Genomic DNA, 23,374 nt, shown 5'->3' with positions numbered 1-23,374 from the left:
TTTTACTTAGCAGCTGCTTCTGCCCTTCTCGCAGCAAGTCGCTGACGATAAGCTCGTCTCTTTTGTCTAACGACTGCTCTACGAGCATTTTTTTTAGCCATTAACTCAGCATAAACTCCAGGAGCTCCTTGTTTGACCAACGCCCCAGCTTTTTCAGTAAGCTCGGCTCCTTGATTCAGCCAATAAAAAATCCGTTCGCTTTTTAGCTGATAATTTTGTTCACTATGAGGATCATACCACCCTAACAACTCGATATATTTACCATCTCTAGGAGATTCTACATCAGCTAGTACTAATCTATATACAACATGGTTCTTGCGTCCTTGTTGTCTTAAACGAATTTTTAACGCCACAGATTCCCTCCAGACATTTTTTTACCCATCTGTTCCATTTTTTCTCGGGTCATCCCTTTAAAAAATTTCTTAGATTGCATCATTTGCTTACGGAACTGATTTACATCACCTAAAGTCAGGCCACAGCCCGCAGCGATTCTTTTCATCCGGCTCATATTCAGTTCGACCAACTCCTTCCTTTCCTCTGGAGTCATAGAAAGAATAATCGCCTCATTTCTTTTCATTTGCTTCTCGGATTCTTCCAAATCCTTATCACTAGGCCTCATGCCACCGAAGCTTGGCATCATATTCATGATTTTGCGCAAAGGCCCTAAACGACGGAAAGCTCGCATTTGCTTATAAAAATCCTCATAAGTAAACGTCGCTTTCGTTAATTTTTCTTCTAACTCTTTGTTCTCTTCTTCAGAGACACACTCACGCATCTTATCAACTAAACTTATTGTATCTCCCATTCCTAGGATACGTTCAGCCATAGACTGTGCGTTAAAAGGACGTAGATCTTTTATTTTTTCCCCACACCCTTCAAATTTAATAGGTCTGCCAAGCAAAGACTTCACTGATAAGACTGCTCCAGCCCGAGCATCGCCATCTGCCATGGACACGACGATACCAGTTAACCCTAAGCGCTCATCAAAAGCCTTCGCAGTAGTTACTGCATCCTGGCCCATCGCTAAATTCATAACGAATAAGATTTCGGACGGATTCGTTACACGAGCAATGGCCACCAGCTCATCCATCAATGCATCATCCACATGAAGTCGACCAGCAGTATCAACGATTAATAAATCATAACCTTGATCCTTTGCGTAGCGAACCGCCTCTGATGCCATACTCACAGGATTTTCTCCTTTTTTTCGGAAAAAATCTGCCCCAGTTTGCTTTATTAAGCCCTCCAGCTGGTCCACTGCTGAAAAACGCTTTAAATCACAAGAAGCCACTAACACTTTTTTTGCTTTCTTCTCTCGAAGAACGTAGTCGGCAAGCTTGGCACATGTAGTCGTCTTACCCGCTCCCTGCAATCCACAAAATAAAACAACCGCAGGACGCCCCTGCAACAATAAACTAGCCTGTTGTGAAGAAAGCAAAGCCGCAAGCTCTTCATGCAAACATTTCACAAACTGTTGTCCTGGGGATACGTGTTTCCAGACCTCTTCCCCAATGACTTTCTGCTTTACCTTGGATATAAAATCTTTCACCGCCTGATAATTCACATCAGCATCTAGAAGAGCTAGGCGAATTTCTCTAATGGAATCAGAAATACTCTCCTCTGTTACTCTCTTTGCAGTAAAAAGTGAGGAGAAAATACTAGATAATTTTTGCGATAAAGAATTAATCATCTCTCGGAAAAGCCAGAAACCTCCCCAGAGGATACAGCATCACCAGCTTGATTTTCAAGGAAAAAAAACCTATCTAACTGAGCGTAATCTTTGAATACACATCCAGAAATTCCCTTATCACGAAAAATTTTTTTGACACTCTCCCCTTGATTTGAGCCAATTTCTAACCAACCAACTCCCCCGGGAACCAAAATTTTGTGAATATGTTCGGCTATACGATGATAAAATTCCAACCCAGAAACGCCCCCAACTAAAGCCTTCCAAGGTTCATGACAGCGCACTTCAGGATCCACTTTAAAAAACTCTTTATATGACAGATAAGGAGGATTGCAGACGAAAGCATCTGCTGGAATACGGAAAGGCTCGAATAAATCCCCACAAAGAAAATCTACAATAAGATCGTTTCTTTTTGCATTTGACTTAGCAACAGCCAAAGCCTGTGAACAAATATCTGACAGCACAACGTGTACATGGGGACAGTGTTTCTTTACAGACAACCCAATACACCCACTCCCACAGCAAACATCATAAAAAATCTTTTTTTCTTTATGCGTCTGCAAATAACCAATAATCTTTTCAACAAAAATTTCAGTTTCTTGCCTAGGAATAAGAACCTCAGGGGATACCTGCAACTCAATTCCTAAAAAATGCACCTTGCCATGAATATAAGCAGTAGGACAACGATTTCCCCTTTTCTGCACACGTTCCCAGTATGAAACCCGCTCTCCGCTCGATAATTTTATATCATGAAGAGCCCCTCTAGAAGAAACCTCTAGTAAATCCATCATGATATCTTCGGCTTCCCTTTGAGGAAACCGAATCCCTCGAGATAACAGATATTCTGAAGCTTCCTTAATTAGTCTCTTCATGACCGAACAGTTGGCGATGTGCATGGGAAACAAGAGCTGTTGTAATCATATCCAACTCTCCCTGCATTACACGATCCAAGTTATATAAAGTCAGACCGATTCGATGATCAGTCACACGATTTTGAGGAAAATTATAAGTCCTAATTCTTTCTGAGCGATCCCCACTCCCTACTTGCGCTGAACGCATAGCAGAAGCCTCCTGTTCTCGCTTCTGCACTTCCGCATCTCGAATACGCGCCTTCAACACTCGCATAGCTTTCGCCTTATTTTTATGTTGACTACGCTCATCTTGACAGGAAACCACCACGCCAGTAGGAATATGCGTAATACGTACGGCAGAATCTGTAACGTTTACGTGCTGCCCTCCAGCTCCTGAAGAACGGAAGGTATCTATACGTAGATCCTTCTCATCAATAAAAACTTCCTCGTCATCTTCTGCAGGTTCAGGAAGGACAGCAATAGTCACGGCCGAAGTATGCACTCTTCCCTGAGTTTCCGTCTCCGGAACTCTTTGGACACGATGCGTCCCTGCCTCATATTGTAAGAATCGTTTCACAGAGGTCCCTGAAACTCCCATGATATATTCTTTGTATCCACCAAGATCGGACTCCGAGGCAGAAAGCACTTCACACTGCCACCCTTTGATGGATGCATAAAGATGATACATTCGCACACAATCGCCTACGAAAAGAGCCGCTTCATCTCCTCCTGTCCCTGCTCGCAACTCCATAATGACACTTAAATCATCATCCGGATCAGGTGGGATGAGAAGGTTTTCCAATTGCTTAGACAGACGTTCTAAGGACTCCTCTCCTCCTTGAATACCCTCTTCCAACATAGCAATCATCTCCGGATCCTTCTCTGTTGACAAGGCTAACTTGTCATCATGAAGAATTTTTTTTGCCGCAAGAATCGATTCGTGAGCATTTTTAATCTCCGAAAGACGAGCATGCTCCTTACTTAAAGAACTATATTCCTTGGGATTACTAAAAATATTTGGATCAGATATTAGCTTTTCGACTTCTTCAAGGCGTCTCAAACACTCTAAAACTTTTACTTCCATGAACGACTTCTTCTACTCTGGTGTCTTTCAAACAAAGATCAGAGTGTACATTGGCAATCAATTTTGGGGAACACTAGACTTTGACAGAAGAGACAACTTCAAACTACGAGACTTCCTCTTGAAGCAAAAAAAAAGCGGGGAACATCCCCGCTCTTCTCCATAACTCAAAAGAAGTCTTTAACAGACACTACTTTTTCTTTTTAGCAGGAGCTTTTTTCTTACCTTTTGGAAGAACTTCTTCTACAGAAGTTTCAGGCTTAGGAGCCATCTGCTTAACGCCACTGTATCGTTTCAAGAACTTATCAACGCGACCCTCTGCGTCCACAAGTTTCTTACTTCCCGTAAAGAACGGATGCGAAGATGAGGAAACGCTGACGTAACATACAGGGTACTCTTGTCCTTCAAAAACCTCTGTTTTATCTGTTTGGTACGTAGATCCACAAACAAACTTATAACCGGTAGAAGAATCTACAAACAGAACTTGTCTATACTCAGGATGAGTGTTTTTTTTCATTTGACAACCCCAAAATCTCTATCTTAGTATGTGAAAATCTCACATAACAGAAGGGAAAGCATACCCGAACGTTTTATGAAAAAGCAAGAAAAAATGCACCCTAGGAATCTTCTTAAACTTTTTATTTTTTTCTTTGCTTTTTTCGTATTTTTACCATTCGCGGAAGCGCGTTCTCTACACCACTCATCAATGCAAGAAAAAATTTTAAACTCTTGCTCAGGCGATTACGCTATTTTTAGCCGCGGATCCCAAAAAATTTTCTTTTTAGTTCGTGAAAATTCCCCAGAAACAACTTGGGTGGAAATCACTGAATTTTCTAATCTGACGCAACAAGAAAAAAAAATGATCGAACAGCAGTCTTGGAAACAAGCTTTCCATCAACTGCAATCCCCCAGAAAAGTATACCTTTTACGAATTTCTAGAGATTCTCTTTCCATTTTTGTTCTCAAGAATACGCACTGGGTAGCTTTTCAAAGGAAAGATCCCCTACCTTTTTTTGTGAAAATCCTTCGTCTTCCTCTATCCCCAGCTCCCAATCACTTAATAAAATATAAAGGGAAAGAACGCACTCCTTGGTCTCCTAAAACCTCTTTTGATGGTAACCCAGTTATCCTTCCCTCTCGTGCTTGGATTTCCATTTGGCCCAAAGACTCTTCCCCATTATCAGAAAAAAACATCCTTATGTATTTCTCTGATGAAGAAAATTTAGCTTTCCCTCTATGGACTAGCATTGACACCCCTACAGGAACCGTCATTATCAAAACTCTTGAATTAGGACACCAAGCCTCGTCACCCTACCCAGCTCTTCCAAATTTTTAGCCCCTGTTCATACTTTCATCGAAAACGGTTTCCATGTAGTTTCGAAAAAGCATTTTGTGTAAGATGAGCTTTGGCTTAAAGATCTCCGTATGAGTTCAGTAGATCTTGTTTTTAAAAATCTATGAGACTCCGCACAAGCAAGCAAAGAGGGAGCTCTCCTAACATGAATATCGTTAAATTCTCCTAATGACGAGCAATTACATGAGTCGCTTATATTCCTTGAATAAGAGTCGTCGCATTCTTCATTCCTCCTATAAATTGCTGAAAAATAAGAAAATGCTCTCTTATCCTGATACTCAGAAGGAATTACTTGAAATCTTAAAACAGCTTGAAGAAGCCATTTTGGATCAAAATAGAGAAGACGCCTCTCTTTTCGCTAAACAAGCTCAAGCTATTCAAAAACGATTCCCTCGGTCAAAAATACAGGCAACTTTTGATCTCATCTATGCTTTAGCATTTGCTGCAGTTCTTGCTTTTTTAATTCGTCAATTCTGGTTTGAACTATATGAAGTTCCTACAGGATCAATGCGACCTACAATCCTTGAACAAGATCGGATTCTGGTCTCTAAAACTACATTTGGACTTCGCCTGCCTTTTAGTAATGAAAGTATTGGCTATACACCGGAGACTATTACCCGAGGAGAACTTGTTGTCTTTACCGTTGGAGACCTTCCCATCCCGAACGCTGACACCAAATATTTCGGAATTATACCTGGGAAAAAACGTTATATAAAGCGGTGCATGGGCAAACCTGGAGACACTTTATACTTTTATGGGGGGAAAATTTATGGAATAGATCGTAATGGCGTCCCTATCACCACAAAAAATACAGAAAACCTTTATCACATCCCCTATATCTCTTTTGATGGCGTTACAGAAATCGTTAATCATTCAGATGATCAAACTGATGTGATCTTTAACCAATTCCATACTCCCTGTGGGAAAATTTCCTTCCCCCACTATTCTCATGGGCAATTTTTCTACAAAGATGCTTGGCACAAAGACACCCCCTATGCTTTAAAAGACCTTCATACCGAGCCTTTAAGCTATGCAGACCTATTTGGCATAAAAAATTTTGCAATGGTGCGTATTCTTACAAAAAAACAAGCTGCGCTTACTCACGTACTTTCTTCTCCTTTAGCAGATGCCTACTTAGAAATTGCACATACTCCTAATGTCTCTTATCCTCATCCGCATTTGCGTCCGTTAGAAACGCAACTTATCCCCACTATTGAGCCTATGAAAACTCTCCTTCCTCTAAGGAAGGAGCACATGCATTTGATCCGTAATAACCTTACAACATCTCGTTTCACAGTTATTGATGGATATGCCTACAAATATCAACCCACTCCAATTAATACTTCTGGCATAGCAAAAATATTTGCTCTTCCAATGCCAAACATTCCGGATGGCTGTTATGAGTTTTCTAAAGGGGATGTGTTTAAAATTAGTATAGGAGGTTTCCGCACTAAACTGAAACAACCCCATCCTTTGACGCAATTGAGCCATTCTCAGATTATTGATTTATTCAACTGCGGCATTAGTTTTCATACAGTCTATATCCCCAAAAATCCTCAATACGCCCCTTTTCCTAATCGTTATGCTTTTTTCAATCAGGGAAACCTATTTGTTATGGATTCCCCAGTTTTCATTGACAGTGATCCTTCATTACAAAAATTTATCTTGGCGGAAAAAGAAAAGGAGCTTCAGTCCTCTGAAGAAAAACCCTACATTGCCTTCATTGATCGAGGACCTCCCCCTGAATCTGCAGAAGAATTTACTTCTTTTATTACAAATTTTGGACTTAAAATACCGGAAGGGCATGTGCTCGTTTTAGGAGATAATTGTCCTATGAGTGCAGACAGCCGTGATTTTGGGTTCGTTCCCGTAGAAAACCTTTTAGGATCCCCGGTAGCTATTTTTTGGCCTATTAACCGTATAGGATCATTATCTTCTAGTATCACCCCGTTGAGCTTACCTGGTTATCTTGTTAATGGATTAGCCTTAGGAGCTCTTATTTACTTTGTGGGTGCGTGGTATTATCGAAAGAATCACAGGTTATTCCCCTAACAAATAACAAAAAAAAGAGGTCCTATAGGACCTCTTTTATATGTCATCTCAATGACCAATCACCTCTAGGGACAGTGAGACCGCGTGACCGTTAACATCCCACTCCTCTCCCTCCTTGTCATCTATAAAGGAAACCGAAGTTGTTAATGTCTCTTCGCAAATATATTCTTCATATTGAGAAAAAGCTTCCTGAACAATTTTAGGAGCATGCAAACGTATAGCAATACGATCCGAAACGTGTAATTTCCCATTTCTTCGCATAGTATTGATCTTATTTACAATTTCTCTGGCTATCCCTTCCATAATCAGAGGAGAAGTTAGTTGACAATCTAAAATCGCTACAAAAGAGGCTGAGCTTCTTGCTACAAACCCCGGAGCGGCTTCCCAGGACACGGTAATATCCTCTTCATTTAGAGAAATCGTTTCTTCTCCTAAAGAAAGAACCATAAAGCCATTATGCATAAACGCTTGAATTTGCTCTTGAGAAAGTCCTGCCAAAGCCTTTTGAATTTCGGGGAGACGATTCCCAACCCTTTTTCCTAGAGAACGGAAATTGGGCTTAACAAGAGTAGTCACATATTCTGGAGTCTCTGAGCAAAAATGCACTTCCTTAACATTCAACTCCTCTCCAATCAATGAGTCAACTTGAGCCAACGCAGCCATTCGTTCTTTAGCACCGACAATATACATATGTTGAAGTGGCTGTCGAACTTTAAGCTTATGTTCTTTACGTAGAGAATGTCCTAAAGCAACGATCTCCCGAATGTCTTGCATCTTCTTTTCTAAATCAGGAAGGATTTTTTCCAAAACAACGTGAGGGAAATCACACAAATGCACAGATTCAGGATCCGTTTCAACCCGCAATTGCTGATACATATCCTCAGCAGTAAAAGGAATGAACGGAGCTATAATCTTAGAAAAAACCATCAGTACTTCATAAAGGGTAGCAAAAGCAGCTCGACGGTCTGGAGAATCCTCTGATTCCCAGAAGCGCCGACGTGATCGACGAATGTACCAATTTGTTAGATCCTCAATGAAATCTATAAAGGGACTTACTGCGGCATGTAAATCATACTGCGCCATGTTTTCCCTAGTTTTCCCTACTAAGCTATACAAAGAAGAAAGAATCCAGCGATCTATCTCAGCAAGCTCTAAGTCTGTTGTTTCATTTGGAGAAAAACCATACAACTCTGCATAAGTCTTGTAAAAAGCCAAAGCATTAGACAAAGGTAAAAGCACTTGCTTGAGTACAGCCTCCACCCCTTTGTCAGAGAACCTTAAATCTTCGGCTTTGACAACGACACTATTCAACAAATACAGGCGCAAAGCATCCGCACCATACGTATCCATAATTTTTTTAGGACTTGGATAATTATTCAGTCGCTTAGACATTTTATTTCCGTCTTCAGCAAGAACAATTCCATTCACAATTACGTTCTTAAAAGCTGGTTGATCAAACAAAGCTGCAGCAATTACAGTTAAAGTATAAAACCAGCCCCGAGTCTGATCAAGCCCTTCAGCAATGAAATCTGCTGGGAAACGCGCTTCAGTTTCTTCGGCACGTTCAAAAGGATAATGGTTTTGGGCATAAGGCATTGCCCCAGAATCAAACCAACAATCAAAAACATAAGGAATTCTATGGAAACTTTTTCCATTTTTATGAATGACAATCTCATCAATAAAATGACGATGTAAATCAACAATCTTCTGCCCAGATAATTCTTCTAGCTCCTGGATAGACCTTATGACAAGAAGCTCCCCATCTTCACTACGCCAGATAGGTATAGGCGTTCCCCAGTAACGATTTCTGCTAATGGCCCAATCACGAGCCCCCTCAAGCCATTTACCAAAACGCCCGTGCTTGATATGTCCCGGAGTCCAATGAATCGATTCATTGGCTTTCAGCATTTTGTGTTTTACTTTTTCTACAGAGACAAACCAAGAATTAACTGCTTTGTAGATTAATGGAGAATCTGTTCTCCAACAAAATGGATAACGGTGACGAATAGTGCCTTGATAGAACAATTTATTTTCATTCTTCAACCGACGAGCAATTCCCTTATCTGCAAACTTAATGTATTCTCCGACAAAATCAGTCACTTCAGAAGTAAAACACCCTTGGTTATCAACAGGACATACCAAAGGCACATTATGTTCCTGGCAAGCAAAAAAGTCTGCTTCTCCGAAAGCTGGAGCCATGTGAACAACACCAGTCCCTTCACTTTCTTCGATAAAGTCTGCAGGAATAACACGAAAAGCTCCCCGATCCTGTTGATCCTGGAAATAAGGGAACAAAGGACAGTATCTTCGACCAACAAGGCTTTCCCCAGACAATTGTCCTATCCATTTATAGGATTCCCGATCAGGGAACCAACGAGCCAGACTTTCTTGACCAAGAATGTACTCTTCTCCTGATTCCTTGTCTTGAATACGGACATAGGTAAGTCCTGGATGCACAGCCAAAGCCATATTCGAAACAAGCGTCCAAGGAGTTGTTGTCCATGCTAAAAGAATGCCCTGATCATCTTGCAAGGCAAACTTCGCAACAACAGATGGATCATCCACCTCTTTATAATTTTGACCAGCTTCGAAATTAGACAGCGGAGTCCCTAGTTTGGTAGAAAAGGGAACAACCTTCGTCCCTTCATACACAAGCCCCTGTTTATAAAGAGAATGGAATACCCACCAAACACTTTCCATGAAAGATAGGTCCATAGTCTTCCACGTTGCTGAAAAATCAACCCATCGTCCAATTCTATCTACAAAATATTTCCATTCATCGACGTATCGAAAAACAATCTTACGGCACTCTTCATTAAAGTTAGCTATACCAAACCGATCAATAGCTCCAGGTTCCGTTAAACCTAATGATTTCTCCACTTCATACTCAACGGGAACCCCATGGCAATCCCAACCAAAGCGTCGAGGCACATAATGCCCATCCATCGTAGCATAACGACATACAACATCTTTAATTGTGCCAGCTAATAAATGGCCATAATGGGGTAATCCCGTCGCAAATGGAGGCCCATCATAAAAAGAAAAAGTGGGGCTCCCATCTCGATTTTCTAAAGTTTTTTGAAAAATGTTTTGTTCTTTCCAAAAAGTTAGAACCTTTTCCTCTTTGGCGGGAAAACTCACCTTATCTTCGTTATCCATTATTTCTTCGATGATTCACTTTGGTTTTTGATACTGGAAGGCATTATTATTCTGCTCATAAGGTTTGCAGTTTGACAGCTTTCCGAAACAGTCTTATTGGTGAATTATGGTAGATCGCCCTTTTAAATCGTTAATTAAATCATACCTATTGACCAAACTAAATGGAAAATAGTAAAAATTCTCATCCTCTCCCTCAATAAAGTATTTGCATGATTTGCATGATCTTTTAAAAACCTCTCCTTGCTATCTTCTAAAAGATTAATTCTCTCTTAGTTAATTCGTTATACAAAAAACTCATCAAAACATTGCGGAAAAGCCCTGCAATCCTTACAATCCTCGGCTCAGGGGGTGTAAAGGTTTCGACTTAGAAATGAAGCGTTAATTGCATGCGGAGGGCGTTGGCTGGCCTCCTAAAAAGCCGACAAAACAATAAATGCCGAACCTAAGGCTGAATGCGAAATTATCAGCTTCGCTGATCTTAATGATCTAAGAGTTGCTGCTTAATTAGCAAAGTTGTTACCTAAGTACTGGTAACCCGGTGTTCGCGAGCTCCACCAGAGGTTTTCGAAACGCCGTCATTTATCTGGTTAGAATTAGGGCCTTTTAACTCTCAAGGGAACTAATTTGAATTTTAATGAGAGTCGTTGGTCTCTATAGAGGTTTCTAGCTGAGGAGATATAACGTAAAATATTCTAGAAACTAAGCATGTAGAGGTTAGCGGGGAGTTTACTAAGGACGAGAGTTCGAATCTCTCCACCTCCATAGGTCTCTTCTTCTGTTTTTGCTTAGCAAGGAGCCTTGGATCTTCGTGTCCTCCCAAATAACGAGTCCACCAAGGATCCTAAGAAGTAGTCAGGAGGAGGGATCGTTTTTTAAGTTTCTTTACACAAAAACTATCAATCGAATTTTTTCTTTATTTTTGGTACAATTCATCCCTAGCTTTTAATAATTCTTTCAAAATTGTTCACATCTCTCCCTTCATTCAGAAAGCTAAAAACCCAATTTTTAGGGAGTATTGTTCATGTACATTTTTTCTAGCTCTTTCTTTTTCATGCAGCATGCCCATAATGCTGACACCTTTCCGGCGTGGGATTGCTTGCAACGCAACTATCTTCATCGCGATAGGATAACCTCTTTCTGCAGCTATGTTCCTGTTTTGAGCACCGTTGTAGGAATACGCACTTTGTGCAACATGCGCAGATTAGAGAAGGAACTAACAGAGAGAACCGGGGGATTCCTTTGCAAAAACGATCCCACCATCCCCTGCTCCTGGTTCCCGTGCTCAATTATTAGAAAAGAATGGCCGAAAGCCCGAGCAACGGCCATACAAGAAGTGTTGGGAATTAAAGCGCTTGTTTCTCTTGGAGCTCTTCTCTTGAAGGTCTTCCGAGCAGTCAAAACGTTTTTCTACAAAAACTTCTCTTTTGCCCTTGCTATTCCAAGTAACAGAGATTCTATTGGCTCGCCGGGATACCCCCCTTCGGCTATACCTTTTCCTAAACACCACTTTGTTGAAACACCAAACAGCTTTTGAATAACTCAAAAAGCCTTGCTTCTTAGAAAAAGCAAGGCTTTCTTAGCTCAATCAAGCGCCCTCTTTTATCGACAAAACAATATAGGCAGGAAAGGCAAAGTGATTATTCGGCCTAGAAACGCATTCTAAAACCACACGTTTCCCTAGCCATTTACTTAAATCAATACTCGTGGCGTAAACAAATGCCACTACATCTTCTCCATTTTTCAAAAGATAATCACCTGGATTATTTTTAACGATATGAGGATATACCTCAAGTTCCCCGGTCAGCACCCGTTTTTTCTTCTGCTCATCTCTATAGAAAGACTCCATAGTCAGTCCATTTCGAATCTCTTCAGGTTGAAGATTTACCCAAACCTCAAACAAAGATCGTTCAAAGCTCTCTCTCCCTTCTACCACAGGAGAAGTCTTAACAAATCCCTTTTTACGAATATAATGAGATAACAGCGAACCTTTTATAGGACCAACGTCCTGCAAAGGTTCTACTTCACTAGAGGAAGTTAGGACACTCTTCGGCTCTTCTACTTGCGACAAAACCGGCGCCTCTGGAACCACCGACACATTCTTTTCTTCTATAACCTGACGCTGTGGCTGTAATTGAGCTTGAGTTTCCACAGGTTTGTAGGATTCTACAGTTTTGTGTGAGCCCTTTTCCAAGGACTTTGCAAGAAAAGCTTCCTGAACTCTTTCCAAAGCCTTCTGTACTAAAGGTTGTAACCCGGGAACATCTTTAAACTCTTCTGCCTGAGCTAGATTCATTTTCTTATAAATGGCATCTAGATCAATGTCTTCTACCTTTTTCTGCAACTCAGCATCAGCGAAACTCATAGCAGAATTTAACAAGTCTAAAGCGATTTTCTTCTGCCCTTCTTTCTGATTGTATAGCTCTAAAGCACCCACATTTTTGACGAAATTCTTAGCAACATAGAAGACACACTGCTTAGGAAGAGCAATTTCCACCCATTTCCCCTGCGCAGCACCCAAGGTTTTCACAACAGTTCCTTTGGATAATCTTGCTAAAATAGGTGCGGAAGTCGAAGGTTCCAAACGAACGTTAACCTTCTCCCCTTCAATAACATTATCTAAAACGAAAGTGCGGAACACATAACCCCTAACCCCTTCAGGAGCAGCCACTACATAATAGTCCTTGCTTTCTCCTAAAACAGCCAGGCAGTCACCTTTAGATAATTCTTTGATGATAGAACTATCCGTGTGTGGAGCCAGACGTAGACGCACACGATTTCCTTTGATTTCTCCTGTAAATGGAGAAAAACTTGCCCCATTACCGATGGAAGCATCAACTTTCGCTTTGGGGGAATCCGCAGCACATAAGCAGGTGTTTTCCCCACAAGAAAGGGCAAGAATGAGCATAGAAATAGACAACGTTCGCACGCAAAAACTCCTGCAATTTGCTAAAAACCAGGCCTCTACATAGGCATCCGCAGCCCTAGAAGACGAGACCCCTAGAGAGGGAGATTATTATTGACTTAAAGGAAAAAGTCAACCGAGACGATTTGACCTTTATTTCCCTCCCACAAAACCATTACGTATAAAGAACTGCTTTCACATGCTCGCAATATGGCTGCCCGCATGTACACCCAATTGGAGTCCCTAAGTACACATTGAACTGCTCTTCTGGATTCAAAGGATCCGTAACGGTATACATTTTCTCTCCATACTGAGAGATATCCCACGAGCGGAAAGTTAAATCTTCTTCTGAAACCTCAATATCCTCTTCCTCTACCGCAATCCGGCCGATCTGACAATGTAAACAATTACAATGAGGCTCAGGTTTAGCCAAAATAGATGTAGATCCTATAGACAAAGAACGCATCATCTGCGCTAACTTCTCCAAAAGATCGATTGGAAGATCAGGGTGATCTTTATGTTCCGGAGAATGTTGCAACAACATATCGATAGGACCCGACCCTCCTAAAAGCATAGATACCAAACCTTTTTGAGGGAAAATTTGTACTTCACATCCTTTAGTAACCTGTTGGATAGCTCCTAATAGCGAACCAATTTTGTCCTCCTCTCTACCTTTCTGAGGAGCTAGCGATTCTAAATAGAGCAAATGCTCTTGAAACGCTTCATTGATAATATTTTGGTCAAGATTCGGTATAGAAACAGTCTCTCCATCCACCAGATGAAGTTTTAAGGTAGCACAACCTTCTGTGCCCCCATCATAGGACTCTATGAAAGCTATTTGACTCCATTGAGCAGAAATATATGGGGGGATACAAATTAACTGATCATTAATTTTGACTTTCATAACAACCTCCAACAGAAGGACTCGCTTTCCTCGGCATTGTAGTTAAGGTGGGATATTTTTGACAAACAGATTAGCAGACATGCGACCTGATTGCTAAAAACCAATCTTGTTTTCCCTATCTAATAAAGACATGTTTTAATTTTTATTAATATGATACACATCGAAGTAGTTTACCTCTTACCATCGAGTGAATTAGGAACTTGTAATGAAAAAAACCTCCGTTATCGACACTAGCGTTTTTATTTATGACCCTGAGGCTCTCTCCTCTTTTTCCAATACTCGCATTATCGTTCCTTTCACGGTAATTGAAGAGCTAGAATCTTGCGCTAAATTCCGTGATGAATCGGGGAAAAATGCTTCTCGAGCATTAAGTCATATTCGTTTGCTACTGGAACAATCAGAAAAACCCACTACTGGGCAGATTTTATTAAAAAATGGTAGCGAGTTATGTATAGAAGTTTCTCCTCTTGCAAATCTTTCAAACAGTGAGAAGCAAAAAAAACACCTCACTCTAGAATTACTTCAAATCATTTCTCAAAGAGAACCTGTTGTTTTTGTAACTAAAAGTCTTGGACGACGAGTCCATGCAGAGGCTTTGGGTATTGAATCCAAAGATTACGAAAACAAATGCGTATCGTTTCGCTCCCTTTATCGTGGCCACAGAAAACTCAAAGTATCTAATAGCAAGATCGAATACTTTTATAAGGACGGAGCGATAGCCCTCCCCTCCGATCTCTCCTCCCCACCTTCTCCCAATGAGTACTTTTTCCTTTCAGGAGATGATGAAACCCATTCCGCTTGTGGTCGTTTTAGTCCTAATGATCAAAAAATTATAGCACTAAAACCTTCCCCAGAAAAAATTTGGGGAGTTAAACCTCTTAACATAGAACAACGCTGCGCATTAGATCTATTGCTAAGAGATGACATTAAACTCGTTACACTAATGGGACAAGCTGGATCAGGGAAAACTATCCTAGCTTTAGCAGCGGCTATGTATCAAGTTTTCGAAAACCCCAAATATAATAAGCTGCTGGTTAGCAGACCTATTATTCCTATGGGGAAAGATATTGGATTTCTTCCCGGAATAAAAGAAGAAAAACTCATGCACTGGATGCAGCCTATCTATGATAATATGGAATTCCTGTTCGATGTCAATCATATGGGGGATTTTGCAGAAACCCTCCACAGCTTAATGGAAACCAAAAAACTAGAGATGGAAGCACTGACCTATATTCGGGGACGCTCCCTACCTAAGGTATTTATGATCATTGATGAAGCGCAAAACCTCACCCCTCATGAAGTCAAAACAATCATTTCTCGAGCAGGGAAGGGAACAAAAATCGTTTTAACAGGAGATCCCACTCAAATAGATAGTTTGTACTTTGACGAAAACTCCAATGGCCTTACCTATCTGGTAGGAAAATTTCGCCACTTGCCTTTATACGGGCATATGTTCATGACTAGAACTGAACGTTCTGAACTCGCAGCAGCAGCAGCGACACTGCTTTAACTATTTTCAACAAAATCTGTTTCCCCCACTGCTTCCTGTCTTCAGAAATATAGAGCTTTTAACAAGCCCTATATTTCTGACAGTAGCAACCATTCAATAAATTGAAGGGAAATCTGTTTTTCCTCTGAACACTCGATACACGTATACTGCGTAAGCAATGACAAAGGGAAGACCGATTAAAACAATAGTAATGAGGTGCTGTAAAGCCTTAGGGTCCACAGCTGCATTAAAAATCGTTATAGTGTAACGACCATCTACAGAAGACACTAGCAAATTAGGGAAAAGCAATACGTTATAAGCTAATATTGGGAATAACAAATTAATACAGGAGAAAGCAAAAGCTTTGCCGTATTTAGAGACATCCATAGCTTTCTTTTCTGCATAACAACAAGAAAATGTTGCTACAGCCAATAAAATCAATAATGGATAAGCGGGAATACCCGTCCCAATTCCCAAACGACAACAAACTCCAATAGCATGAGGTCTCCCTAGCATTGTAGCGATAAGTAAACCAAGATACAAAACTAAGTAAGCAGATAGAACATAATAGAACCGATTTTTCAATCGTAATTGAAACCCTTCTGCTGTTTTAGTCAAAGCGAAACTAATCCCATGTAAAGCGAAGGCAGCAACTACAAATAGCCCGCATAATACAGAATAAGGTCGAAAAAATAGTCCCCAAGACAAAGAACTGTAAGAAGTCTCCGGAGCTATTGGCAGTCCAAGCAATAAATTTCCAGATAAAGTTCCGAGAAAGAAGCTAATAAACGTCCCTGAAGCAGAAAAAAGAATGTCCCAGAAAAACTTCCAACGACGAGACTCAGCCTTACTTCGGAACTCTAAAGAACAGCCTCGAAACACGTATAACATGACCATTGTCCAAATAGGCATGTAAAAGATAGAAAGCAATGTTCCATAAGCAGATGGAAATCCTGCAAATAACCCTGCAAATATGATCACAAACCAAACTTCATTACCATCCCAGACAGGGCCTATCGAATTTAATAACAAACGACGCTCTTTCTCTTCTTTCGAAAGAAAATAGATCGTGCTTAATCCCAAATCAAACCCATCCCCTAAAGCATAAGCAAATACTGCAATACAAAGAATGGCATACCAAATAACAGGAAGAATCGTTGCTAACTCCATTATGAAAGCCCTCACCAATCTGCTTCTACAAGGTCTTTATCATCTGGTCCCTCTCCTATTTTTTTCAAAAGAAGAGAAATAAAAACACTCAATAAACATACAAAAACTATCGAAAATAGAGTCAAAGACTGCCAAATTTGTCCTGCATTAACGATAGGCGACGTTGCATCTTTGGTTTTTAATAAACCATAGACGACCCAGGGCTGACGCCCAACTTCTGTAGAAATCCAGCCAATTTCATTGCATAGCTCTGGACATAACACGGAAAGCGAAAGCATCCATAGAACTCCTTTTCTGCAAGCCCAAGCTTTTTTCTTATGCACAGCAAACGCTATTAGGGATAAAAGAACCATAGCTCCCCAAAGCATGACCATCAGATGATAAGTTTGAAAGACGAAAGATACATTTGGCCATTCGTCTTTAGGGAACTGATCAAGTCCTGTAACAGGTGTTTTTGCATTTCGATGAACTAGAAACGATAATCCGGAAGGAATGGGAATGCCAATTACTCGCTCCTTTTTCATGTCAACAATGCCAAGCAGATAAATCGGTGTATGCTCTTGTGTTTTAAACACTCCCTCAAAAGCAGCGAGTTTTGCAGGCTGGTGCTTAGCAACTCCTCGAGCAGTGACATCCGCTGACCAAAGCTGCAAAACCAAAACTAGCAAAGCAGAAAACATACTAAGCTTTAACCCTTGTTTCGCAAATTCTGTATGTCGATCTTTACGCAAATAATGAGCACTTACAGATAAAACAAGAAATATTCCAGATAACCATGCTCCAAGAACAACATGTGTAAAACGCTGCAAAGCAGAAGGAGATAGTACAGCCGCCCAAAAAGAAGTCATTTGGGGAATCAGGACTCCATTTCGCATAACCATTTCATAACCAGAAGGCGTCTGCATCCAAGAATTCGCACAAACAATCCAAAAAGCACTCATATGAGCACCTAAAGCTACCATACAAGCTGCAAAAAAATGCATTTTCTTAGATACCTTATGACGGCCAAATAACAAAACTCCTAAAAATCCCGATTCCAAGAAGAAAGCAAACATTCCTTCGCTACCTAAGAACATCCCAAAAATATTTCCAGTGTATTCTGAAAATCGAGACCAATTTGATCCGAAAGAAAAAATTTGCATAAGTCCAGAAACAACACCGACTACAAAAGTTAGCGTGAAAATTTTAATCCAAAACCAAGTTAGCTGATTATAAATACTCTTTTTTGTGAATAGATAGAGCCCTTCCATAAGAACTATCATCATGCTTAATCCTAAGCTGATAGGAACGAAGAGGTAATGAAATCCAATAAACAACGCAAACTGCACTCTCGCCAACATCTCAGCACTCATATTTGGCTCTCCAAATCAAAAACTATTTGCATTCTCTGTAGTATATATACTACGCACGTTTCCCTGTCATCAGTTGTTAAATCAGTCCTCTCCATAAAATACTTTGCCATTAACCCTCTTCCAGCTAAACTGAGGGAGGGTCTTCTCCTTTAGACATTATTAAGACCTCCATTGAACTCGATTCGTCCGCGATAATTTTCAAGGATTTTACTAAGAAATAATGAAAACACTTCAACAGCTAGGGTTATCTTAATAAATGTTTGTAGGTATGATGTATTACACCACACCTCTGTTGGAGATAGCCTTAATTTGGATTGTCCTTAATTACTTACTAAAGTTTTTCTGGGGAACAGCGGCCATGGACCTGGTCTTTGGCTTACTTTCTTTTCTCAGTTTGTTCGTTCTTTCAGAAAAACTGCATCTCCCAGTTATCCGTAATTTGATGCTCCGTGTAGTAAATATTGCGGCAATCGTGGTGTTCATTATTTTCCAGCCTGAAATTCGTCTTGCACTATCTAGGGTGCGCTTGCGCAGAGGGAATTTTGTAGTTAACATGCAGAACGAATTCATCGACCATTTGACAAGCTGCATTTATCGCATGTCTGAGCGACAAATTGGAGCTCTTATTGTGTTAGAGAACGAACATCTTGTAAATGAACTACTTTCTCTCTCTGCTGTGAAAATCAACGCTGTCTTTTCTGAAGAACTTCTTGAAGCTATCTTTGAGCCGTCTTCCCATCTACATGATGGAGCAGTCCTAATGCAAGGAGAAACTATTTCCTATGCAAGAGTGATTCTTCCTCTTGCTCATGACACTACACAACTCTCGCGCTCCATGGGGACTCGCCATCGAGCAGCACTTGGGGCTAGCCAACGCACCGACGCTCTCATAATCGTTGTGTCAGAAGAGACCGGAGCAGTTTCTTTAGCACGAGACGGAGTCTTAACTCGCGGAGTGAAGCCAGATAGATTTAAAGCCATCTTACGAAGTATCCTAACACGCAATGAAAGAAAAACAAACCCTATTATCTCCTGGATGCGTAAAAAATGATCCCTTTCGTCTCGTGGATTTCACATAATTGGTTACAAAAACTTGTTTCTTTAGGTTTTGCCATTATTATCTGGGTATTAGCTAATCAGTCTATGACTGTGACAAGGACCTTTCATAATATTCCAGTACGCGTAATTGATCTATCTCCAGAACAAACAGTCATTGGCTTGCAACCCGATGGCTTGCTAAAGAAAAAAGTAGCACTGATGATAACTGGGAATAAGTCGGTTATTGAAAAACTTCGCCCCACCGACCTAGAGATTGTGATTAGTGCTAAAGGACGAACCGAAAGTTGGATAGAAACTATTGATCCTTATAATTTGGTTTGTTTAGATACAGACATTCGCCTGCGCCAAAATATCAAAAATTTAACATCTGAAGATATTTTTATTCGTCTAACTCAACTTGTTACGGAAGATATTGCTGTCACTATTACAAAGCCTATAGGGAAAGCCCCTAAAGGATATGAATATCTTGATGTTTGGCCAAAGTACTTAGTACAAAAGGTAAGTGGCCCTAAAGAATTCGTCTCTTCTTTGAAGGATCAAGGGCTAAATCTTACCTTCAATCTCAATACAGTTTCTTTTGAAGAACTAGACAGTAGTCGCCTAGCTCAAGGAAATCCTGATGAAATAGTATACCATGTTCCTGAAGATTGGAAAAAAGTGTATATCCCTTTTAATAACAGCTATGTGGAATTAAATGATCCTCGAGCAGATTTTTTACGGCTTGTTTTCTTAAAACAAGAGTTCATCCCCCTCAATATCAATCTTCCTGTTCTTTTGTTTTTCCCTGTAGAGGACAGTCTATTTATAAATCCTCAAAATTATTATCTTGAGCAGAATCCTCCACTGGTCCTGAATCATGGAATTTACCAATTAGACCTTCCTCTCTATGTAAAAGATGTCAGCCATCTATTTCTGAATGTTGTAAAGAATAATATTGCTCTCACCATCATTATGGAACCTTCCATAAAATCTCAGAAAGAACGCTTCATCCATTGGGCTGTAGAATTTTTAGACGAAAAAACCTTAGAAGATGCCTTTGTTCAAGCAGTCCTTGCTCAAGAACGCGAAATTACTAAACATATGCTCCTGGATGAAGCAGGAATTCGACATCGCTTTAGAGAATACTTGCGTAAACTTACACTATTTGACCAAAATGGAGAGCCTTTAGCTTTGACAGCGCGAACATCAGGAAATAAGGTTATTATTCAAGTCGCTTCTTCCTCTTTAAATAAAAAATCTGCCTGATGCTATGATACGTGTTTTTAAACTAAAATAGCGGTTTATACGAAGAAGCCAACTCCTTTTCTAATAAAAAAAGCTTCGTTTTATGACCACTAGCAACATCGGCCCTACGGAATACATACTATGCTCTTTAAAATGTTACGTTCGGGAGGAAAAGTTCTCGTTGATCATCTCGTTTATGGTTTAGGTCTTGGAATCCTAACCATTCTTCGCCTGCTCCCACGATCTTCTTTACAACTCTTTGGCAAGGGCTTAGGGACAACCATCTTTTATGTTATTTCGGACTTCAGAAAAACTGCTCTTACTAATTTAGCTCTTGCATTTCCAGAAAAAAGCTTTACCGAACGTTATCAAATTGCCTTGAAGTCTGTACAGCAAGTGATTATTACATTTATAGAGCTTGCAACTGTAGATAAATTCGCCAAACATATTGATGAAATTATTACTATCGCCTCTTCAGAAGACGCTCCTGAAGGTTTCTTTCCAGAAGAGGTTTCCTCACAGCAGGAACTTAATAACTTTTTTTCTCGGTTAGATCAACAAGAAGGAGCCATCTTATTCTGTGGCCATCAAGCGAATTGGGAACTACCTTTCCTTTATATCACTAAGAGATACCCAGGTTTAGCTTTTGCTAAACCTGTAAAAAATCCTCGACTCAATAGAAAAATTATTTCCTTAAGAGAGTCTTTCCAAGGGAAAATTGTCCCTCCCCAAAATGCAATAAACCAGGCATTGCGAGCTCTCCATAAAGGAGAAGTTGTAGGAATTGTTGGAGATCAAGTATTACTCTCTTCGCAGTATTCCTATCCCTTATTCGGATCGCAAGCATTTACTACGACTTCTCCAGCGTTACTAGCTTACAAAACGAGAAAACCTGTTATTGCCGTAGCTATTTACCGCCAACCGAATGGGAACTATCTTGTAGTGCCAAGCAAAGCGTTTTATGCAAATACAGAACTTTCTATACGAGAATCTACAGAGCAATTAATGGACAAGCTCATGCGATTTCTTGAAAAAGGAATCGCATGTAAACCAGAACAATGGTTGTGGCTACACAAACGGTGGAAACGAAAACTTCGTCATAAATTCAAACGTTGCTACGCTTTTAGTCATATTTTGCTGATTGTAAAAGGAGCATCGTTAAAAACTTCCCAAACATTCTTAACAGAATTTGCAGAATTTTACGCCGACGCCTCTCTTTCCTTGGCGATTATAGGAACTTCCGATTTCGTTTCTGAAAACAGCCTTTCTCCCTACTCTTTGCATTTTTTTGCTTCAGAAGAAGAGCTTTTAACCATACCAAACAGTTTCCCTGCGGTTGTAGACTTATTTGGGCTATCTAGAAAAACTCGCAGCCATTTTAAGAGAACTGGCTCCAGAAAAATTTTCACTAATAATGAGTTGGAAGCTTCGCTTTTGCATGGGGAACCCCTGACACAAAGATTTCGAAAATTATTGCGTAAAACCCAACCCTATTCCAATTAGAAAAAATGTAGCAAAGTCCCCAACCACCAGATACAAGCTACTCCTAAAACAAACGCGCCTGCCCAACCCAAGTTTAACCAACTCCGAATAGCTTTTTCCGGAGAGTTTCTCCCCTCCATGGATTCTAAATCAAGCAACATGTCTACATTCTGATCAGAAAATTCCTGAAAGATTTTCAGTACATAGGGATGCTCTTTAAGTAATTTATCCCCATCTAACCCTAAAAAATCTGCGTATTTTTTCATAAATCCTTGGGCATACACAGGAGAAATTAATTTTCCTAAATGTCCAGCTTCTATCGCTTCCAATGCAGACAGGCGAATAGATGTTGCAGCTTCAACATCTTTTAGAGAAATAGCTTTTTCTTCTCTTTGCGAACGGAAAACTCCTCCCAAATGCAATAACTCTTTATGGACATGTTCGCTCATATAATTCCTCTTGTTAGCACCCATAAAAAGGAAAAAGACTCTTGCTACTGAAATGAATAAGTCTCTTAGATTTCCTCTTTTGTAGTATCAAAGTTTCCGAGACTTTTTCTCAAGAGTTACACTTAAGGTTGTGTTTTTCTTAGAAAAATTTTTCGATCATAAAGATTTAAGGGTGATAGAATGGGGAGAGAAATCCTTAATTGTGGTTTCTTTCTTGAAAAGATAATTTTTTTAGGATGATTATGCCCACCCCTTTCGTCTCGCAACTTTCTCCTTCTCTATTCACAACTCTTAGGGAACAGTTAGAGAAAAAAGGGTTTGTGATTTCTATCCCTCCTCATACTGTTTTTCAAGGAAGATCTTCTACCGTAAGCTGCACTGTATATCAATCTGGGAAAATAGTGGTACAAGGAAAGGGAACTCAAGAATTTGTTGAATTTTTCCTTGAACCCGAAATTTTACACTCCTTTTCTATACAAAATGTGCAACAGGATTTACGTCCACGCATAGGCGTGGACGAATCTGGAAAAGGAGATTTCTTTGGCCCCCTTTGTACAGCTGGAGTCTATGCTCCTTCTATAAAATCTATAGAATCTCTTTACGAAATAACCATTTGTGATTCTAAACTTATCTCCGATGCTAAGATCCCCTCTCTAGCTCGTAGTATCCGCTCGCTTTGTACTTGTAAGGTCATTACTTTATTCCCAGAAAAATATAATGCTCTATACGCTAATTTTCAGAACCTAAATGCTCTCCTCGCTTGGACGCACGCGACTATTATTGATGATTTGGCTCCTAAACCTACTGGGGACGTCTTTGCTATTTCAGATCAATTTGCTTCTTCCGAAAGAGTCCTTTTGCAAGCTGTCCGAAAAAAACGAGCAGATATTGAATTAATTCAGCGTCACCGTGCAGAACAAGATGTTGTAGTAGCTGCAGCTTCTATCTTAGCTCGAGATGCTTTTCTCTCTTCTATGCAAACACTAGAATCTCAGTATCAAGTCCGGCTACTCAAGGGAGCTTCAGGGAAAGTTAAACAGCAAGCAAAAGAGATTCTTCGCGACAAAGGACAACCTGTTCTAGAAAAGGTTTGCAAAACACATTTTAAAACATTTTATGAAGTACTTGGTTCAACTTCTTAACAGAAGCATCCCGTATT

At 40.2% G+C, this 23,374-nt stretch carries 19 protein-coding genes and 1 other RNA gene; 9 read left to right on the top strand and 11 right to left on the bottom strand.

Annotated features, from left to right (window positions below):
- Positions 1–2: 2 nt before the first annotated feature.
- From TC_RS01485 to TC_RS01465, 5 genes are all read right to left on the bottom strand, one after another.
- The gene (locus TC_RS01485) at positions 3–353 is read right to left on the bottom strand and encodes a 30S ribosomal protein S16 (protein ID WP_010230065.1); all 351 of its coding nucleotides are present in this window, start codon (positions 351–353) and stop codon (positions 3–5) included.
- A complete protein-coding gene (gene ffh / locus TC_RS01480) occupies positions 344–1,690 on the bottom strand; it encodes a signal recognition particle protein (RefSeq protein ID WP_010230063.1) in 1,347 nt (448 codons plus the stop codon). Before ffh ends, TC_RS01485 begins: the two co-directional genes overlap by 10 nt.
- Positions 1,687–2,559, bottom strand: a complete 873-nt coding sequence (gene prmC / locus TC_RS01475; RefSeq protein WP_010230061.1) for a peptide chain release factor N(5)-glutamine methyltransferase — start codon at positions 2,557–2,559, stop codon at positions 1,687–1,689. Before prmC ends, ffh begins: the two co-directional genes overlap by 4 nt.
- A complete protein-coding gene (gene prfA, locus TC_RS01470) occupies positions 2,543–3,622 on the bottom strand; it encodes a peptide chain release factor 1 (RefSeq protein ID WP_010230060.1) in 1,080 nt (359 codons plus the stop codon). The genes prmC and prfA overlap by 17 nt, the downstream gene beginning before the upstream one ends.
- Positions 3,623–3,809: 187 nt before the next feature.
- On the bottom strand, positions 3,810–4,136 hold the full coding sequence (locus tag TC_RS01465) for a type B 50S ribosomal protein L31 (RefSeq protein ID WP_010230059.1): 327 nt from the start codon (positions 4,134–4,136) through the stop codon (positions 3,810–3,812).
- Positions 4,137–4,211: 75 nt separating this feature from the next.
- Here TC_RS01465 and TC_RS01460 point away from each other — a divergent pair, with 75 nt between their 5' ends.
- Complete coding sequence (locus TC_RS01460; RefSeq protein ID WP_010230058.1) at positions 4,212–4,955, top strand: hypothetical protein; 744 nt, start codon at positions 4,212–4,214, stop codon at positions 4,953–4,955.
- A gap of 186 nt (positions 4,956–5,141) precedes the next feature.
- On the top strand, positions 5,142–7,025 hold the full coding sequence (lepB, locus tag TC_RS01455; protein ID WP_010230054.1) for a signal peptidase I: 1,884 nt from the start codon (positions 5,142–5,144) through the stop codon (positions 7,023–7,025).
- 48 nt (positions 7,026–7,073) lie between these two features.
- On the opposite strand, the gene ileS is transcribed toward lepB, so the two are convergent.
- A complete protein-coding gene (gene ileS, locus TC_RS01450) occupies positions 7,074–10,184 on the bottom strand; it encodes an isoleucine--tRNA ligase (RefSeq protein ID WP_010230051.1) in 3,111 nt (1,036 codons plus the stop codon).
- Between the two features lie 344 nt (positions 10,185–10,528).
- Between ileS and ssrA the strand changes: the two genes are divergently transcribed.
- Both ssrA and TC_RS01445 read left to right on the top strand, forming a co-directional pair.
- Positions 10,529–10,949: a transfer-messenger RNA gene (gene ssrA, locus TC_RS04780) on the top strand.
- A 256-nt stretch (positions 10,950–11,205) separates the two neighbouring features.
- Positions 11,206–11,718 carry a hypothetical protein gene (locus TC_RS01445; protein ID WP_010230044.1) on the top strand — a complete coding sequence of 171 codons (513 nt, stop codon included), beginning with the start codon at positions 11,206–11,208 and terminating at the stop codon, positions 11,716–11,718.
- Between the two features lie 51 nt (positions 11,719–11,769).
- Here the strand turns inward: TC_RS01445 and TC_RS01440 are convergent, their stop codons facing one another.
- Both TC_RS01440 and TC_RS01435 read right to left on the bottom strand, forming a co-directional pair.
- Positions 11,770–13,089 carry an SH3 domain-containing protein gene (locus TC_RS01440; protein ID WP_010230042.1) on the bottom strand — a complete coding sequence of 440 codons (1,320 nt, stop codon included), beginning with the start codon at positions 13,087–13,089 and terminating at the stop codon, positions 11,770–11,772.
- A 172-nt stretch (positions 13,090–13,261) separates the two neighbouring features.
- Positions 13,262–13,990, bottom strand: a complete 729-nt coding sequence (locus tag TC_RS01435; protein ID WP_010230040.1) for a hypothetical protein — start codon at positions 13,988–13,990, stop codon at positions 13,262–13,264.
- Between the two features lie 205 nt (positions 13,991–14,195).
- Between TC_RS01435 and TC_RS01430 the strand changes: the two genes are divergently transcribed.
- Entirely contained in the window at positions 14,196–15,500 is a 1,305-nt protein-coding gene (locus TC_RS01430) for a PhoH family protein (protein ID WP_010230038.1), read from the top strand.
- A gap of 93 nt (positions 15,501–15,593) precedes the next feature.
- Here the strand turns inward: TC_RS01430 and cydB are convergent, their stop codons facing one another.
- Both cydB and TC_RS01420 read right to left on the bottom strand, forming a co-directional pair.
- Positions 15,594–16,649, bottom strand: coding sequence for a cytochrome d ubiquinol oxidase subunit II (gene cydB / locus TC_RS01425; protein WP_010230030.1), 1,056 nt, complete (start codon positions 16,647–16,649; stop codon positions 15,594–15,596).
- A gap of 11 nt (positions 16,650–16,660) precedes the next feature.
- Positions 16,661–18,001 carry a cytochrome ubiquinol oxidase subunit I gene (locus tag TC_RS01420; RefSeq protein ID WP_010230026.1) on the bottom strand — a complete coding sequence of 447 codons (1,341 nt, stop codon included), beginning with the start codon at positions 17,999–18,001 and terminating at the stop codon, positions 16,661–16,663.
- Between the two features lie 256 nt (positions 18,002–18,257).
- On the opposite strand from TC_RS01420, the gene cdaA reads away from it, so the two are divergent.
- The 3 genes from cdaA to TC_RS01405 all read left to right on the top strand — a co-directional run bounded on the left by cdaA (position 18,258) and on the right by TC_RS01405 (position 21,787).
- Positions 18,258–19,052, top strand: a complete 795-nt coding sequence (gene cdaA / locus TC_RS01415) for a diadenylate cyclase CdaA (RefSeq protein WP_010230020.1) — start codon at positions 18,258–18,260, stop codon at positions 19,050–19,052.
- Positions 19,049–20,305 (top strand): hypothetical protein, encoded by a 1,257-nt coding sequence (locus tag TC_RS01410; protein WP_010230018.1) that lies wholly within the window; start codon positions 19,049–19,051, stop codon positions 20,303–20,305. The genes cdaA and TC_RS01410 overlap by 4 nt, the downstream gene beginning before the upstream one ends.
- A gap of 120 nt (positions 20,306–20,425) precedes the next feature.
- Positions 20,426–21,787 carry a lipid A biosynthesis lauroyl acyltransferase gene (locus TC_RS01405; protein WP_010230014.1) on the top strand — a complete coding sequence of 454 codons (1,362 nt, stop codon included), beginning with the start codon at positions 20,426–20,428 and terminating at the stop codon, positions 21,785–21,787.
- On the opposite strand, the gene TC_RS01400 is transcribed toward TC_RS01405, so the two are convergent.
- Positions 21,784–22,215, bottom strand: coding sequence for a helix-turn-helix domain-containing protein (locus TC_RS01400; RefSeq protein ID WP_010230011.1), 432 nt, complete (start codon positions 22,213–22,215; stop codon positions 21,784–21,786). The genes TC_RS01405 and TC_RS01400 overlap by 4 nt on opposite strands.
- A 242-nt stretch (positions 22,216–22,457) precedes the next feature.
- Here TC_RS01400 and rnhC point away from each other — a divergent pair, with 242 nt between their 5' ends.
- A complete protein-coding gene (rnhC, locus tag TC_RS01395) occupies positions 22,458–23,357 on the top strand; it encodes a ribonuclease HIII (protein WP_010230008.1) in 900 nt (299 codons plus the stop codon).
- The last annotated feature ends 17 nt before the right edge of the window (positions 23,358–23,374 follow it).

The sequence above is a fragment of the Chlamydia muridarum str. Nigg genome, assembly GCF_000006685.1.
Taxonomy (GTDB): domain Bacteria; phylum Chlamydiota; class Chlamydiia; order Chlamydiales; family Chlamydiaceae; genus Chlamydia; species Chlamydia muridarum.
Note: the sequence above shows the minus strand (reverse complement) of the source record. Positions and strands in the feature narration are given on the sequence as shown.